Origin of the sequence: Flavobacterium notoginsengisoli, assembly GCF_042686225.1 — a bacterium.
GTDB classification, from domain to species: domain Bacteria; phylum Bacteroidota; class Bacteroidia; order Flavobacteriales; family Flavobacteriaceae; genus Flavobacterium; species Flavobacterium notoginsengisoli.
Genome location: NZ_JBHUOT010000019.1, coordinates 1 through 17,687, shown reverse-complemented (window position 1 = coordinate 17,687; position 17,687 = coordinate 1). Strand labels below are relative to the sequence as shown.

The 17,687-nt window shown below is 34.7% G+C and carries 12 protein-coding genes and 1 tRNA gene; 10 read left to right on the top strand and 3 right to left on the bottom strand.

All coding sequences use genetic code 11. From position 1 onward, the window contains the following. Positions 1 to 81: 81 nt before the first annotated feature. Entirely contained in the window at positions 82 to 771 is a 690-nt protein-coding gene (locus ACFS3A_RS26075; RefSeq protein WP_289664149.1) for an NUDIX hydrolase, read from the bottom strand. Positions 772 to 1,308: 537 nt separating this feature from the next. On the opposite strand from ACFS3A_RS26075, the gene ACFS3A_RS26070 reads away from it, so the two are divergent. From ACFS3A_RS26070 to ACFS3A_RS26035, 8 genes are all read left to right on the top strand, one after another. After that, entirely contained in the window at positions 1,309 to 2,853 is a 1,545-nt protein-coding gene (locus ACFS3A_RS26070; protein WP_379828571.1) for an alpha-N-arabinofuranosidase, read from the top strand. A 9-nt stretch (positions 2,854 to 2,862) separates the two neighbouring features. Then, on the top strand, positions 2,863 to 4,854 hold the full coding sequence (locus tag ACFS3A_RS26065) for a glycoside hydrolase family 127 protein (protein ID WP_379828569.1): 1,992 nt from the start codon (positions 2,863 to 2,865) through the stop codon (positions 4,852 to 4,854). 389 nt (positions 4,855 to 5,243) lie between these two features. Then, the gene (locus ACFS3A_RS26060) at positions 5,244 to 6,935 is read left to right on the top strand and encodes a ribulokinase (RefSeq protein WP_379828567.1); all 1,692 of its coding nucleotides are present in this window, start codon (positions 5,244 to 5,246) and stop codon (positions 6,933 to 6,935) included. After that, the gene (locus tag ACFS3A_RS26055) at positions 6,919 to 7,620 is read left to right on the top strand and encodes an L-ribulose-5-phosphate 4-epimerase (RefSeq protein ID WP_012023205.1); all 702 of its coding nucleotides are present in this window, start codon (positions 6,919 to 6,921) and stop codon (positions 7,618 to 7,620) included. The genes ACFS3A_RS26060 and ACFS3A_RS26055 overlap by 17 nt, the downstream gene beginning before the upstream one ends. A 147-nt stretch (positions 7,621 to 7,767) precedes the next feature. Next, positions 7,768 to 9,276 (top strand): L-arabinose isomerase, encoded by a 1,509-nt coding sequence (araA, locus tag ACFS3A_RS26050; RefSeq protein WP_379828565.1) that lies wholly within the window; start codon positions 7,768 to 7,770, stop codon positions 9,274 to 9,276. A gap of 141 nt (positions 9,277 to 9,417) precedes the next feature. Beyond that, positions 9,418 to 10,602: an aldose epimerase family protein gene (locus tag ACFS3A_RS26045; RefSeq protein WP_379828563.1), complete on the top strand. Its 1,185-nt coding sequence runs from the start codon at positions 9,418 to 9,420 to the stop codon at positions 10,600 to 10,602. Between the two features lie 228 nt (positions 10,603 to 10,830). Continuing rightward, positions 10,831 to 14,112, top strand: coding sequence for a T9SS type B sorting domain-containing protein (locus ACFS3A_RS26040; protein WP_379828561.1), 3,282 nt, complete (start codon positions 10,831 to 10,833; stop codon positions 14,110 to 14,112). Between the two features lie 33 nt (positions 14,113 to 14,145). Continuing rightward, positions 14,146 to 14,610, top strand: a complete 465-nt coding sequence (locus tag ACFS3A_RS26035; protein ID WP_379828559.1) for an OsmC family protein — start codon at positions 14,146 to 14,148, stop codon at positions 14,608 to 14,610. A 262-nt stretch (positions 14,611 to 14,872) separates the two neighbouring features. Here the strand turns inward: ACFS3A_RS26035 and ACFS3A_RS26030 are convergent, their stop codons facing one another. Further along, positions 14,873 to 15,292: an XRE family transcriptional regulator gene (locus tag ACFS3A_RS26030; RefSeq protein WP_379828557.1), complete on the bottom strand. Its 420-nt coding sequence runs from the start codon at positions 15,290 to 15,292 to the stop codon at positions 14,873 to 14,875. Between the two features lie 170 nt (positions 15,293 to 15,462). Beyond that, positions 15,463 to 15,542 (bottom strand) — tRNA-Leu (locus tag ACFS3A_RS26025). Between the two features lie 286 nt (positions 15,543 to 15,828). Between ACFS3A_RS26025 and ACFS3A_RS26020 the strand changes: the two genes are divergently transcribed. After that, positions 15,829 to 16,770 (top strand): ribose-phosphate pyrophosphokinase, encoded by a 942-nt coding sequence (locus ACFS3A_RS26020; protein ID WP_008465976.1) that lies wholly within the window; start codon positions 15,829 to 15,831, stop codon positions 16,768 to 16,770. 119 nt (positions 16,771 to 16,889) lie between these two features. Next, complete coding sequence (locus ACFS3A_RS26015) at positions 16,890 to 17,501, top strand: 50S ribosomal protein L25/general stress protein Ctc (protein ID WP_142449973.1); 612 nt, start codon at positions 16,890 to 16,892, stop codon at positions 17,499 to 17,501. The last annotated feature ends 186 nt before the right edge of the window (positions 17,502 to 17,687 follow it).

Genomic DNA, 17,687 nt, shown 5'->3' with positions numbered 1-17,687 from the left:
GCAGATTTAGCAGATCAGGAAGATTTTTTTGATAATTGATCAGCTAAATCTCCTAAATCTGCGAGAGAATAAATAAAGTTCTTATAAATTGAGAGCAAAGTTATTTTGCAGTTTTTCTTCATATTTCTCTTTATTAAAGGTATACAAGTAAGAACCTTTTCGAGAAGACTGCATATCTTTTTCGTCTAATTTATTTAAAATATCAAGAGAATTAATTTTGCTGATGAAATTTCGCTTGTCCAATTCTTTGCTCAAAATCGCTTCATATAATTCCAAAAGCTGACGCATTGTGAATTTTTCAGGAAGCAATTCAAAACCAATTGGTTTTACAGATGTTTTATAGCGAAGTCTCTTAATAGCATTTTGAACCATTTCGTTGTGGTCAAAAATTAAGTTTGGCGCATCATTAATTGGGAACCATTCTGCATGATAATTTTGAATCAATTCGGCATTGTGATTTTCAATATTAATTAAAGCAAAATAAGAAACCGAAATGGTTCTTTCCACAGGATCACGGTCGATTTCACTGTAAGCATATAATTGCTCCATATAAATATCATTCAGACCTGTATAGGTATTTAAGATTCTGGTTGCGGCACTATCTAAAACTTCGTCGCGTTTTAAGAAACCTCCAATCAAGGACCATTTACCTTTTTCGGGCTCAAAATCTCTTTGGATCAAAAGGATTTTCAAACCTTCATTATCAAATCCAAAAATGATGCAGTCTACTGCCAGTAACACTTTATCGGCAGAACTATAGCTGTTTAACATATATAATTAATTTGGATTGTAAATATATGAACTTCTTAAAACGTTTCATAATTTATTAATGTTGTTTTTACACTTATGTTAAAAATGTTGCAAAAAGAAGTTTTGTTGTTGATTTCAGTTAATGAAAAAAGAACGTTTTTTTTTCGAATTCTTCCTCGTTTTCTATCGAAATTATAAGCCAAAGGTAGAAACATTTTTAAAAGAGAATTGATTTGAGGATTATTATTTCATGCTCAGAATTCAAATAAATTTTAGCTGTTGTTACAAAACCTAGAGAAATCAAGGTTTTTGTAAGTTTTCAAGTTTTTTAACTTTTTGTAAATCTTGTAACAGCCCTTTGTTTCTGCCCGTTTTTTGAAGTTCAATTGATAAATCTGCTTTTTGCAACCAGTTGTTTTGGGAATTTAATTTTTTTACCTGACTTTTTTTTATTTAAATTTACAAATGTCAAACAGACACTTATTAATCTAAAAAACCGAAATCCTTTAAAAATATGAAACCACCATATTTTTTTAGGTTCCAAAAAACCAAAAAACTATGAAAAAACCATTTCTCCTGCTGTTTGCGGTTTTGTGTCTGCAAACAGTAAGTGCGCAAAAGGAACCCGTAACCATTACAATAAAAAATGATGTATCTGCGCCAACCATTAATAAAAATATTTATGGTCATTTTGCGGAACATTTAGGACACTGTATTTACGGTGGATTTTTTGTTGGAGATACTTCAAAAATTCCAAATACAAACGGAGTTCGCAACGATATTATTCAAGCCTTAAAAGATTTAAAGATTCCGAATTTAAGATGGCCGGGCGGTTGTTTCGCAGATACTTATCATTGGAAAGATGGAATAGGTCCAAAAGAGCAGCGTCCGACAATTGTAAACCAATGGTGGGGAGGTGTTACAGAAGACAATAGTTTTGGAACACATGATTTTTTAAATATGTGTGAACTATTGGGAGCAGAACCTTATTTGTCAGGAAACGTTGGGAGCGGAACGGTTCAGGAATTAGCAGACTGGGTTCAGTATACCAATTTCGGAGGTAAAAGTCCGATGAGTGATTTGCGTAGAAAAAATGGAAGAACAGAGCCTTGGAAAGTAAAATATTGGGGAATTGGAAATGAAGCGTGGGGTTGCGGCGGTAATATGACAGCTGATTATTATGCCAATGAATACCGCAAATTTGCGACTTTCATGTCGGATTGGAGCAATACAGGAGGCATTACAAGAATTGCTTCGGGATCTAATAGTTCAGATTACAATTGGACAGAAGTTTTAATGAAAAATATTCCAAGAAATATGCTGGGCGGATTAGGCGTTCATCATTATGCTGTAATCAATTGGGACAAAAAAGGTTCTGATGTTGATTTCAGCGAAAAGCAATATTTCGAAACTATGCAGTCTGCTTTAAAAATGGAAGAGCTGGTAACCAAACACGCGGCCATTATGGACAAATATGATCCAGAGAAAAAAGTGGCGATGATTGTAGACGAATGGGGAGGCTGGTACGAAGTTCAAAAAGGAACAAATCCAGGTTTTTTATATCAGCAGAATACCATGCGTGATGCAGTTTTGGCTGGAGCAACATTAAATATTTTCAATAATCACGCAGATCGAGTTCGTATGGCTAATTTGGCGCAGTGCGTTAATGTGCTTCAGGCTGTAATTTTAACCGATAAAGCCAAAATGATTACAACGCCAACCTATCATGTAATGAAAATGTACAGCGTTCATCAGGATGCCAAATTACTGCCAGTCGATTTTAAATCGCCGTTATATACTGTTGACGGAAAAAGTATTTCAGCGGTTTCGGCTTCTGTATCAAAAGACCCAAAAGGTGCAATTCATATTTCTTTGGTGAATGTTGATGCCGTAAATAAGAACAAAATTGAAATTGATGTAAAAGATCTTGGTGTAAAAAACTTTACGGGAAGTATCATTACAGCTTCAAAACTTCAGGATTATAATTCGTTCGAAAATCCGAATAAAATTGTTCCAGTTGCTTTTAAAGGTTTTGAAAACAAAAAAGGAAAATTGGAAATCACACTGCCTCCGTACTCTGTATTGGTTTTAGAAGGAAAATAATTCAGTATTATGAAAAAATACCATTTTTATTTATCAAGTATTTGTTTGTCGCTTCTGATTTTAGTTTCGTGTAAAGAGACCAAAAATAAGATTGTACAAAGTGATAAAACTTCTGTATTGCAAGGTGGCTATCAAATAGAGCCTGTGAACATTCAAAATGTAAAACTGACTGATTCATTTTGGCTTCCTATTATAAAAAGAGTGCAGGAAATCACAATTGAATATGCTATTAAAAAATGTGATGAAGAAGGTCGTTTTGAGAATTTTTTAATTGCAGGAAAACAAAAAACAGGAAAAGTGAGAGGCGATATGCCTTTTGATGATACCGATGTTTATAAGATTATTGAAGGAGCATCGAATACTTTAATCAGTGCGCCAAATCCGAAATTAGAAAGAGTTCTAGATTCGATGATTGCTATTGTAAAAATTGGCCAGGAACCAGATGGCTATATCACAACCTGGAGAACTATAAATCCAGCAAAACCGCCAGCAACCTGGGTTCCTGTAATCGAAGGAAAACGTTGGGAATCGTTGCAGATTAGCCACGAATTATATAATCCGGGGCATTTAATTGAAGCGGCAATTGTGCATTATGAAGCAACAGGAAAAACGAATTTTCTTGAAATCGCCATCAAAGCAGCTGATATGCTGGTTCGAACTTTTGGAGATAATCCGGGACAGGTAAAAGGTGTTCCGGGACATCAGATTGTGGAAACAGGATTATTGAAGTTGTATCAAATTACAGGAAAAGAAGATTATCTGAAACTGGCAAAATATTATCTGGATAATCGAGGAAATCCGAAGAATCATAAATTGTATGGAGAATATGCGCAAGATCATATACCGGTAGTCGAGCAAAAAGAAGCCGTCGGACATGCTGTAAGAGCGGTTTATATGTATGCAGGAATGACAGATATTGCAGCTTTAACAAAAGATAAAGCGTATGAAAATGCTGTGAACAATCTGTGGGAAAACATGGTAAACAAAAAAATCTATATCACAGGTGGAATAGGTTCAAGGCATGACGGTGAAGCTTTTGGAGAAAATTACGAATTGCCAAACTTAACAGCTTACAATGAAACTTGTGCGGCAATTGGTGATGTATATTGGAATCACAGATTGCATAATTTGTACGGAGCATCTAAGTATTTTGATGTTATCGAAAGAACGATGTACAACGGATTAATATCGGGAATTTCGCTTGACGGAAAACAATTTTTCTATCCAAATGCTTTAGAAGCAGACGGTGTTTACAAATCAAATCGTGGTTCTTGTACAAGACAAAGCTGGTTTGACTGTTCTTGCTGTCCAACCAATTTGATTCGTTTTATTCCGTCTATTCCGGGATTGATTTATTCTAAAACAAATGATGTTTTGTATGTCAACTTATATGCTTCAAACAATGCTTCTTTCCAGTTAGGAAAAACAGATTTACAGATTTCACAGCAGACTTCTTATCCATGGAACGGAAAAATCGCTATTTGGGTTAATCCTAAAAAAGAAAGTCAGTTTACCATTAAGCTGCGCGTTCCGGGCTGGTCAAGAAATGAAGTTTTGCCAGGAGATTTATACAGTTATAAAAAGGCTTCGGCTCAAAAAGCAACCATTAATTTGAACGGAGAAACTTTAGCAATTCAGCCGGAAAATGGGTATTTCAGCATTACGAGAAAATGGAAAAAAGGAGATAAAATCAATTTAAATCTTCCGATGGAAGTTCAGGAAGTACAAACCAGTTCTAAAGTAGAAACGAATAAAAACAAAGTTTCTCTGGAATACGGTCCAATTGTTTATGCTGTTGAAGAAGTTGATAACAAAAATAAGTTCGATAAGATTGATGTAAGCGCTTCGGATACTTTCAAAGTAAAAAAAGAAGCTAATTTATTGCAGGGAGTCAATGTGATTGAAAATCCAAAATTCACGGCAATTCCATATTATTCCTGGTCAAACCGAGGAGTTGGAAAAATGAAAGTTTGGTTGGATTATAAAGAGGAGAGAAAATAGAAAAAAGAGAATAGAAAATAGAGTTTAGAAAAAAGAAATTTCGACTCTTTCTTTTAAAAATTCTTGTCGCTTGTGGGGAAACAAAAAAACGAAAATCATTTTAATCTGTGTAATCTGGAGCAAAAATTAAAAATCAGAGCGATTTGAAAGTAAATAAAATGGAAAAAATGCAGAAGATTTTAAAGTCTGTATATTTTCAATTTGAAGATTAAGTTGAAATAATTTCAGTATAATAAATGTATTATTAACATTTGTTTTTTGAATGAAAGCTAAAATGCTGTTTTAATGCATTTATAGCAAAAATGAATTATGAAATTTAAGTTAAGTGTTTTTTGTACACTTATAAAATAATTATCTCTATATTTGTCAATATTTAAAAAAGAAATAGAATGAAAAATTATGTAATAGGATTGGACTACGGAACAGATTCTGTTCGCGCGGTGCTGATTGACGCTGAAAATGGACAAGAGTTGGCATCCAATGTTTCTCATTACAAAAGATGGAAAAACAAGCAATATTGTGACGCCTCTATAAATCAGTTTCGCCAGCATCCTTTGGATCATATCGAAGGTTTGGAAATTACAATTCAAAATGTAGTTAAAGAAAGTAAAGTTGATCCTTCATTAGTAAAAGGAATTTGTATTGATACTACCGGATCTTCTCCAGTTCCAGTTACAAAAGACGGAACGCCATTAGCATTGACAAAAGGTTTTGAAGAAAACCCAAATGCGATGATGGTTTTATGGAAAGACCATACTTCAATAAATGAAGCAAACGAAATCAATGAACTGGCAGTAAGCTGGGGCGGAGAAGACGTAACAAAATACGTTGGAGGAATTTATTCTTCGGAATGGTTTTGGGCAAAAATCCTTCACATTGCAAGAGAAGACGAAGCGGTTCGAAATGCAGCACACACTTGGATGGAGCACTGCGATTTAATGACGTATTTGTTAATTGAAGATAAAGATTTAAAAACGTTTAAAAGAAGCCGTTGCGCAGCAGGACACAAAGCAATGTGGCACACAGACTGGAACGGATTACCGCCAGTTGAATTCTTAGAAAAATTGCATCCGTATTTAGCACAGCTTCGCGGTAATTTATATGATGAAACCTATACATCAGATTTAATTGCCGGAAAATTAAGTCAGGAATGGGCAGATCGTTTAGGACTTTCAACAGAAACAGTTGTAGCTGTCGGAACTTTCGATGCGCATTCTGGAGCAGTTGGAGCTAAAATTGAAGAAAACACTTTGGTTCGCGTTATGGGAACTTCAACTTGTGATATACTAGTTGGTTCTTATGATGAAGTGGGAACAAAAACCGTTCGTGGTATCTGTGGACAAGTTGATGGTTCTGTAATTCCGGGCTTTATTGGTTTAGAAGCAGGACAATCTGCTTTTGGCGATTTATTGGCTTGGTACAAAGAACTTTTAATGTGGCCGACAGAGCATTTATTACAAACTTCTTCTGTTTTAAATGATGCTCAAAAAGAACAGTTAAGAGAAGAATTCAGCGACAAATTAATTGTGGAATTAACGAAAGAAGCAGAGAAAATTCCAGTTTCAGAAAGTCTTCCAATTGCTTTGGACTGGATTAATGGAAGAAGAACTCCAGATGCAAACCAAGAATTAAAAAGTGCTATTTCTAATCTTTCTTTAGGAACAAAAGCGCCACATATTTTCAAAGCTTTAGTAAACGCAATTTGTTTTGGAGCGAAGAAAATTGTAGACCGATTTGAAGAAGAAGGTGTAAAAATCGACAGCGTAATCGGAATTGGTGGAGTTGCCCGTAAATCTCCTTTCATTATGCAGACTTTGGCTAATGTTTTAAACAAGCCAATTAAAATTGCAGCTTCTGACCAAACTCCGGCTTTAGGTGCAGCAATTTACGCAGCTGTTGCAGCCGGAATTTATCCTAATGTAATAGAAGCAAGCCAGAAAATAGGAAGTGATTTTGACGGAGAATATTTCCCTCAGACAGACAAAGTTGAAGCGTATCACAAACTGCTTTTAGGGTACGAAAAATTAAGTGCTTTTGCAGATCCAAACTTAAAAATATCGCAACATGAGCTCTCTTTATAAAGATTTAAAACAAGAATGTTACGAAGCCAATATGCAGTTAAATGCATTGAATTTGGTGGTATACACTTTTGGAAACGTAAGCGCTGTGGATAGAAAAAATGGTGTTTTTGCCATTAAACCAAGCGGTGTTCCTTACGAAGATTTAAAACCGGAAGATATCGTAATTGTCGATTTTGATAATAACGTAATTGAAGGAACAATGCGTCCGTCGTCTGATACCAAAACGCATGCTTATTTATACAAACATTGGCCAAATATTGGAGGCGTTGCGCATACACACGCAACCTATTCAGTTGCTTGGGCGCAATCTCAATTGGATATTCCAATTTTCGGAACTACACATGCGGATCATTTAACGGCTGATATTCCGTGCGCACCTCCAATGGCAGATTCTCTTATTGAAGGAAACTATGAACACAATACCGGAATTCAGATTTTGGATTGTTTCAAAGAAAAAAATCTTTCTTACGAAGAAGTAGAAATGATTTTGATTGGAAATCACGGTCCGTTTGCGTGGGGGAAAAATGCTGCAAAAGCGGTTTACAACAGTAAAGTTTTAGAAGTTGTAGCAGAAATGGCGTATCTGACTTTGCAAATCAACCCAAATGCACCAAGATTAAAAGATTCATTAATAAAAAAACATTACAACCGCAAACACGGAAAAGATTCGTATTACGGACAGTAAAATTTTGTTTCAGGTTTTCTTTGTTTCAAGTTTCAAGTTGTTGGAACGTGAAACCTGAAACAAACAACAACAAAGCAATAAAATAACAAATCGAGTTTTCAGATTCCAACAACTTGAAACCTGAAACTTGAAACAAAATAAACAAAAATGATAGATATATCTCAAAAAGAAGTATGGTTTGTAGTAGGAAGCCAGGAATTATATGGTGAAGAAACGCTTAGAAAAGTAGCAGAACATTCACAGATTATTGCAAAAGGATTAGACGCTTCGTCTTCAATTCCGGTAAAAGTAGTTTACAAAGATGTGGTAAAGTCTCCATCTCAAATATTAGATGTTTGTTTGGCTGCGAATTCAGAGAAAAACTGTATCGGAATTATTGCCTGGATGCATACTTTCTCTCCGGCAAAAATGTGGATTGGTGGATTAAATATTCTTAAAAAACCATTATGTCACTTGCATACACAATACAATGCTGAAATTCCGTGGGGATCTATCGATATGGATTTCATGAACTTAAACCAGTCAGCTCACGGAGATCGTGAATTTGGTTTCATCATGTCTAGATTACGTAAAAAACGTAAAGTTGTGGTTGGACATTGGGAAGATCAAAGAGTTCAAAAACAATTAGGAATCTGGTCAAGAGTTGTCTTAGGATGGGATGAACTTCAAAACTTAAAAGTAGCTCGTATTGGAGACAATATGCGTGAAGTTGCCGTTACGGAAGGTGACAAAGTTGAAGCTCAGATTCGTTTTGGAATGTCTGTAAACGGATACGATTCTTCAGATGTTACAAAACATATTGAAAAAGTAACTGAAAAAGAATTAAACGATTTATTAGCAGTTTACGAGCAATCATACAATTTAACGGATTCTTTAAAAGAAGGCGGGGCACAAAGAAGTTCTTTGGTTGAAGCAGCAAAAATCGAATTAGGATTAAGAGCTTTCCTTGAAGAAGGAGGATTTGGCGCTTTCACAGATACATTTGAAAACCTTGGTGTTTGGAAACAATTACCAGGAATCGCAACACAAAGATTAATGGCCGATGGTTATGGTTTTGGTGGAGAAGGAGACTGGAAAACGGCTGCAATGGTTAGAGCTTTAAAAGTGATGAACATTGGTCTGGAAGGTGGAACTTCTTTCATGGAAGATTATACGTATCATTTCACACCACAAAAATCATACGTTTTAGGATCTCACATGTTGGAAATTTGCCCATCTATTGCTGATGGAAAACCTTCTTGTGAAGTACATCCATTAGGAATTGGAGGTAAAGAAGATCCTGCTCGTTTGGTATTTAATTCACCAGCCGGAGATGCAATCAATGTTTCTTTGGTTGATATGGGAACTCGTTTCCGTTTAATTGTAAACGAAGTGGAAGCAGTTAAGCCAATGGCAGAATTACCAAAACTTCCAGTTGCACGTGTTCTTTGGGATTGCAAACCAAATTTAGAGGTTGCAGCTACTGCCTGGATTTTAGCTGGTGGAGCACACCACACCGTTTACAGCCAGTCAATTACAACTGAATATATGGAAGATTTCGCGGACATCGCCGGAATTGAATTATTGGTTATTGATGAAAAAACAACGATAAGAGATTTTAAAGATAAAATTAATGCCAACGAAGCATATTTTCATTTATTTCAACACGGCCTGTAAGGCGGTAAAATGTAATTTGTAAGATGTAAAATGTGAAAAAACTTAAAAAGGTAATTTTTACATTTTTAAAATGATTAAATTTCATGTCTAAACATTTTACATCTAACGTTTAACTTTTTACAAACCAAAAAAATATCATTTATGAATGTATTAAAACGCTCTCTTTTTATACTAAGCATGCTCGGTCTTGCTATAGTTTCAGTTCAATGTAAAGGCGATAAAAAAGCAGATACAGAAAAAGCTGTTACTGAAGGAAAAGATTTAGTTACGATTGAAAAATCAGAATACGGAACTACTGCTAGAGGCGAAAAGGTAGAAAGTTACAAACTGAAAAACCAAAATGGGATGGAAGTAGACATCATCACTTTTGGCGGAAGAATTACAGATTTGAAAGTGCCAAACAAAGAAGGCGTTTCTGAAAATGTGGTTATCGGATTTAATTCTTTGGCACAATACGAAAAAGAAAATCCTTTCTTCGGCGCTTTGATCGGAAGATATGGAAACCGTATTGCTAAAGGTAAATTTTCTTTAGACGGAAAAGAATATCAGTTGGCGATTAATAATGCGCCGAATGCTTTACATGGTGGCCCACAAGGGTTTTTTAATGTAGTTTGGAAAGCAGATGAGGTTAAGTCTGGCGAAAATGCTTCTTTAAAATTATCTTATGTAAGTAAAGATATGGAAGAAGGGTATCCAGGAACTTTAAAAGTTTTTGTGACTTATACTTTAACAAATGACAATCAGTTAGATGTTTTGTATGAAGCAACAACGGACAAAAAAACAGTTGTGAATTTAACGCAGCATTCGTATTTCAATTTATCTGGAGATTTTACGAAAACAATCTTAGATCACGAATTGACTTTAAATGCAGATAAATTAGTTCCGGTTGATGCGACTTTAATTCCGACAGGAAAATTAGAAGATGTTGCCGGTACACCTTTCGATTTCAGGACTCCAAAATTAATTGGAAAAGATATCAATGCTAAAAACGAGCAGTTAGAAAGAGGAAAAGGTTACGATCACTGTTGGGTATTGAACAATCCTGAAAAAGGAAAAACAATTATTGCAAAAGTATACCACGCAGCAAGCGGAAGAGTTTTGGAAATGACAACAGACGAACCGGGAATTCAGTTCTATTCAGGAAATTTTCTTGACGGAACTTTGCCAATGCCAAACGGAGGAACTTTTGCACACAGAACAGGACTTTGTTTAGAAACAGAACATTATCCGGATTCTCCAAACCAGAAAAACTTCCCAACAACGGTTTTAAACCCGGGAGAAAATTATAAAACTAAAACTACTTTTAAGTTTTCAGTACAAAAGTAATTTTTAGAATTTGTTAATTAGTTTAGTTCTTTAAAAAAACCTCGAAAGTTATACACTTTCGAGGTTTTCTTTTATTTTATAGATGTTTTTTGTTTTTAAACTGATTTATAACTCAATTTTGGTTTTACTTCTTATATTTGACGACCCCTTTTGAATTCTGAATAATTGCTGCCTACTAGTTGAAGGAGTAAAACATGATAAACTCAACTGAAAAACGCATAGATCAAAATGTCAGTAACTCAAAAAAATAGATTTAAAAAAGCCTTTTTGTGCCTGATTTTTCTGTTTTTTCAAAAAGTAAATGCTCAAATAACGCTAACCAATAATATCGGAGAGACACTTGTTAAGACCGATATGCTTTCGTGTGAGCAAGATGAAAGCTGGTCGCGTGTTTTTAATCTGGCCGATTTTGGTATAGCTCCAAATGAGCAGTTTGTTATTAAATCGGCACAACTCGGAATTAGTAAATCAGATACAGGATCCAATTTATATCTTTGGGTTTACAGTATAGATTCAAAATTTCCTAATTACGATTATTCTCTTTATCCCGAAACAGCCCTTGGATATCGTGGACTTGGACGGACGCCACTCGTTTCCGGTGCACCTCAAATTTTAAAAGTTGATTTTGATGAGCCTATTATTGTGCCTGCAGGAGTAAGTCAAATTTTAGTATCAGTACAAAAAATAGAAGACTTCTATAATCCTGATTCGGCAGAATTGCTTGTTGCGGGTACAGAACAAGATAAAGGAGAATCCTGGTATGTAGGTTGCGGAACTCCGTCTGATATAAAATCTACAAAAGAGCTTTCTGTTCCTGTTCCCAATGCCAACTTTTTTGTCACGGTAACCGGAGATGTTATCGATTCCAAAATTTCGGGTCCAATTACCAGATTAACACATAATATATGTGACGATGTAATAGAAACTGATATGTATTCCTGTTGGTCTGCTGCTATATATTGGGCAAGAGATTTTACCTTAAAAGACTTTGGGATATCAAAAAATGAAGAATACGTAATTACATCGGGGCAGGTTGGAGTGAATAAAGTAGGCTGGGGCTCAGAAGTAACCTTTAATATTTACAAAATAGACGAAAATTTTCCTGTTTCTTTCTCTACAGCAGATTTAATTGGGAGTAGTCAGACGCAGGCTCTTGATTATAATAGTAGTAGAAATTCTCAGGTTGTGCAGGTAGATTTTAAAACCCCTATAGTAGTTCCTGCAGGCGTAGAAAGGATTTTGGTAGAAGTTTACAAAGGAGTTGAATACGGTGAAGGTTTGGCATTTATAGCAGGTTCGGCTCAGGATAATGGTACTTCATGGCAGCGGGGATGTAGTATTCTGCCAGGAAGTGAACATCAGAGTGAATACGTCTCTACAGCGGTTTACGGGGTGCCTGATGCTAATTTTTATATCAATGTAACAGGAAATGTAAAAAATATTTCGAATCATTTTGAAATGAATTTTTCCAATATTTGTGCCGAATTTTTAAAAGAATTCAGTGTAGATGATCCGTCAAAAGTGGCTTGTATAGATTGGAATTTTGGAGATCCTGCTTCTGGAGCAAACAATGTATCTACAGAATTGTCTCCTTTTCATGATTTTTCTGCTGATGGGAAATATACTGTTACTGCTAAAGTTACCGGCAAAGACGGAAAAGTAGAAATATTATGTGAAACAATGGATGTAAAAGAACCACCGAAAGCTTACGGAATTAATGATATTTATGCCTGTGAAAGTATTTATGGTACCGGTATTTCAAAATCTTTTGACGTTTCCATGATTATGCAGCAGGTTTTAGGAGGGCAAACTAATAAAACGGTGACCTTTATAGATGGCAAGGGTAATAAATATACTTCATTGCCAAATCCTTTTACTAATACCATTAAAGACAGGGAAACAATAACGGTAAGAGTAAGTCATAAAGACAATCTTTGCTGTTATTCTGAAACGACATTTGATTTAATTGTCAATCCGATGCCAAATTTATCTGTTGTTGCAGATTTAAATGTTTGTGATAATGATGCAGATGGTTTTGCGCAATTTAATTTAAAAGGGTTAGAGACTTCTGTGATAGGAGCTGCAACAAATTTGAAAATTGAATTTTATCATCAAAACGGACAGAAAATAGAAGTTCCGTTAAATGCAGTTCCTAATTTAATCGCCAAAGAAGAAACTATAAAAATAAAAGCAATTAATACAACTACAAATTGTTGCAGCGAAGCAACATTTAAGTTAATTGTAAACCCGCTGCCAGTTGCTAATCCTTTAAAGACCATTATGGGGTGCGATGATAATAGTGATGGTATTTCGGAATATTTTGATACTTCAAATGTAGAAGCTGTTGTTTTAGGGAATCAGCAAGGAATGAAGGTTTCTTATTTTGATTCCAACGGCAGTCAATTACAGGGACCTTTACCAAACCCTTACACAAATAAGATAAAAAATGAGGAAATAATAACAGTTAGAGTGGCAAATAATTTCACGAATTGTTATGCAGAAACAGCACTGGTTTTAAAAACCGCTTCAAAGCCAAGTATAAATAAACCATCAAACAAATATACCTGCGATGAAGGAAATGGTTTTGGAACTTTTGATTTGTCCCATATAGAAAATGAAATTATAGGAAATCAATCGGGGCTCAAAATAATGTATTTTGATGCCAGCGGAAACCCTTTGCCGAGTCCATTACCGGCATTATTTCAAAATACTCAGGCAAAAATACAAACCATAAAAGTGAGAGTGGAAAACGAAACAAATAGTCTTTGTAATTCTGAAACAAGCTTTGATTTAGTAGTAAACGATTTGCCAACAGTGCAGATTAACAAAACCTATTTTCTATGTGATTTGGAAGCTTCTTTACCTGTAAGTGTTGCCAATAATTTAGATAGTTATACGTGGAAATTTCAAGATTTGGATGTTGTTTCAAATACAAACGAAGCGAATCTGACAGATGCCGGAAAGTATACTCTGGTTGTTGGAAAAATTCAAAACAGTATCTATTGCGAAAATAAATTTGAATTTGAGCTAATAAGATCTGTTCTCCCAACCATCAAACAAATAAAATATCAGCAATTATCAGACAATAATTTTATTGAAATCATTCCGACAACAAATGGAAATCTGGAATATTCGATTGATGGAATAAATTATCAGGACAGCAATTATTTTTCTAACGTTCAGGATGGAACCTATATGGCATACATAAGAGACAAAGAAGGCTGTGGTCAGGATTCACAAGAAGTTACAGTAATTGATTATCCAAAATTTTTCACTCCAAATAATGATGGATTTAATGATCTTTGGCAAATCAAAAGTAGTAGTAAATTCCCAAACTATAAAGTATCAATATTTGATAGATATGGAAAATTGATAGCCGAATTATCTGCAAATGATTTAGGCTGGGATGGCTCTTTCAACGGAATCAAAATGCCGGCTGATGATTATTGGTTTAAAGCAAACTTTAGTGACAAGATTGATTTTTCGGGTCATTTTTCATTAAAAAGATAAAATACAAACTTTAATAAATTGAAATAAAAGAAGATGGGATTCAAACATCTATTTAAAGCAGAATTAAACTGGACTTCAAAAAAAGAAGATCCGGCTGTAAAAATCTACAGTAAAAGCCATCAAATTAAAATTGAAGGCAAACCGATTTTAGATGTTTCGGCGGCAAAAGCTTTTAAAGGAGATTCCACTTTGTACAATCCGGAAGATTTATTGTTAAGCAGTTTAGTTTCCTGCCACATGATGTCCTATTTATATGTCTGCTCTCAAAACGGAATAGAAGTTTTGGAATATTCAGATAAAGCCGAAGCAACCTTAGAAGTAAATCCAGACGGAAGCGGGCGTTTTGTTGAGGTAAGATTACATCCTAAAGTTAAAATCTCAAATCCCGATAAAATTAAATTGGCTTTAGAATTGCATCAAAAAGCAAATCAATTGTGTTTTATTGCGAATTCTTGTAATTTCCCTGTTTTTCATGAGGGGATTTGTGAGGTTGATTAATGAATAATAATTGGTTTATAAAAACAGAAAATAGAACAAATAGTAATAAAGAAGATGAATCTTTACTAAATGATTTTCAAAAGAAAGCTATTGATGAGGCTTTTTGGACGATATTGAAAATGGAATAGTATATTTTCACGAAGATGTTATGAAAGAAACTAAAAAACGTTTTTCTCATTTGTTTGTAAAGTAAAAAGAAAAAGAAGCTGAATTAGTTTTGAGGTAATTTTGTAACTTAATGAATGAGATTTATTACTAAATGTTATTTATTGATTAGTTTTTCAAGCTTTTGCATCATTTCGTCTTTCTCATTCAGCATGCGTTCGTATAATAAGATTTTCTCATCATATAATTGAACAATTTTATCAAGAGGATTGAAGGAGGGTTGATATGTAAATCCAGAAGCAACAGCATTATCTTTAAAATCTTGGAATGAATAAGTATTCGCAATAACATTTACAGCTTGTTCTTCATCAAAATTCTGAAATGCTTCAACAGGAATTCTCAATGAAACAGAGATTTGCTTCAACAAGTTTTCTTCAATTACATCTTTTTGCTCAAGTAAAGAGATTTTCTTTTGAGTCCAATCATCACCAAGATCAAAAGCCAAAGCCTCTTGTTTTATTCCAAGCATTTCTCTAAAACGTTTTACGTTTTTTCCCTGATGTATTTTTTGTTCCATAATGAGTATTAATTTTCGGAAGGCTCAAAAAGTAGAGCTGTTTGAATTAGAAAATCTGATTTTCAAAGATAAAAAATATCCTGTAAATATAGATATATCAAAATAATGAAGATTTTTAGAGATGTTAAAATAAAAGCCTCTGAAAATCAATAGATTTCAGAGGCTTTAAGTACCCGGAGCCGGAGTCGAACCGGCACGGTTTCCCACAGGTGTTTGAGACCAGCGCGTCTACCAATTCCGCCATCCGGGCTTAGCAGACGAAAAAATAATGATAAATCAATTATTTTAACGCAATAGAATGAAGTCGTAAATGATGTCATTCCTTTAACACGGTGCAAATGTAAAAAATAAAATTAAACATTCTAATAAAAATACTTAATTTTTTGCTTTCAGTGTCCAATAAATTTTATAAATTTGCACCTCGTTAAAACGAAGCACACACAACTAACTACATCCGAGACATTTATACAGTTTCACTTTGTCTGAAATGATAAAGATATATTATATAAATGTTACGGTTAAAACAACAAATTATAATGTCGCACCTAGAACCAGAAGCTAAAATTTTTGCTTGTTCACAAAGTGTTTATCTTGCAGAAAAAATTGCAAAAGACTACGGAATTCCGTTAGGAAAAGTAACGATGTCAACGTATAGTGATGGAGAATTTCAGCCATCTTACGAAGAATCAATCAGAGGTTTACGAGTATTTATCGTATGTTCAACTTTTCCAAGTGCAGATAATCTGATGGAATTGTTGTTAATGATTGATGCTGCAAAACGCGCATCGGCAAGACATATTACAGCTGTTATGCCTTATTTTGGTTGGGCAAGACAGGATAGAAAAGACAAACCAAGAGTTCCAATCGGAGCTAAGTTAGTAGCAAATCTATTAACAGCTGCAGGAGCAACAAGAATCATGACGATGGATTTGCACGCAGATCAAATTCAGGGATTCTTCGAAAAACCGGTAGATCATTTATTTGCATCTACAATCTTTTTACCATATGTAGAAAGTTTAAATTTAGAGAATCTGACAATTGCATCTCCGGATATGGGAGGTTCAAAAAGAGCATATGCTTATTCTAAGTTTTTAGAATCAGATGTAGTAATCTGTTACAAACAAAGAAAAGCAGCCAACGTTATCGACACTATGGAGCTTATTGGTGAAGTAAAAGGACGTAACGTAATCTTAGTAGACGACATGATTGATACAGGAGGAACTTTAGCGAAAGCAGCAGACCTTATGATCGAAAAAGGAGCGCTAAGTGTAAGAGCAATCTGTACGCACGCTATTTTATCAGGCGGAGCATACGAAAAAATTGAAAACTCAAAACTAACAGAATTAATCGTAACAGATTCTATTCCGTTAAAGAGAGAATCAAAGAAAATAAAAGTGGTAAGCTGTGCACCTTTATTTGCTGAGGTTATGCAAATGGTTCACCACAACAATTCCATCAGTGGAAAATTCATTATGTAAAAGCAATAAGCTATAGGCTTTAGGCCGTAAGCTTATCTACTTTGCATAAAAGCCTAAAGCCTATTGCTTAAAGCTTACAGCAAACAAGAATATTTATTTAATAACTATATTTTTTTACAATGAAATCGATTACAATTAAAGGATCAGAAAGAGAAAGCGTGGGCAAAGTGTCAACTAAAGCCTTACGTAATGCTGGAGCGGTTCCTTGCGTGTTATACGGAGGAAATCAGGCAGTACACTTCTCAGCAGACGCTGCAGCGTTCAAAAACTTGGTTTACACTCCAAACGCACACACAGTTGTGATTGAGCTTGGAAAAGGAAAATCATTCAATGCAATTTTGCAAGATATCCAGGTTCACCCAGTATCTGACAAAATTTTACACATCGACTTCTTCCAATTATTTGATGATAAAGAAATCACAATGGAAGTTCCTGTAAAAATCGTTGGTACATCTAAAGGTGTTCTTGCGGGAGGTGTTTTACGTTTAAACCAACGTAAATTAAAAGTAAAAGCTTTACCATCAAATCTTCCTGATTTTGTTGAAGCTGACATTACTCCACTTGAAATGGGTAACAAATTATACGTTACTAAAGTTGGAAAACCAGAGTACAAAATTATGCACCCGGACAACACTGTTGTTTGTCAGGTAAGAATCTCTCGTGCTGCGATGAAAGCTGCTCAAGAGGCTGCAAAAGCTGCAAAAGCTCCTGCAAAAGGAAAGAAAAAATAATTTTTTTCAAACTCTATACAAAAAGCCTCAATCTTACGATTGGGGCTTTTTTTTTGAGGATGTCTCGTCCTGAAATAAGTTGACATAAAATTGACTTATTTATGAATAATCCAGAATTTAAAAAAGAGCGACGTAGTCAGCGAGATTACAACTTAGGCTTTAAATTAGCCGTTATTTCGCAGGTAG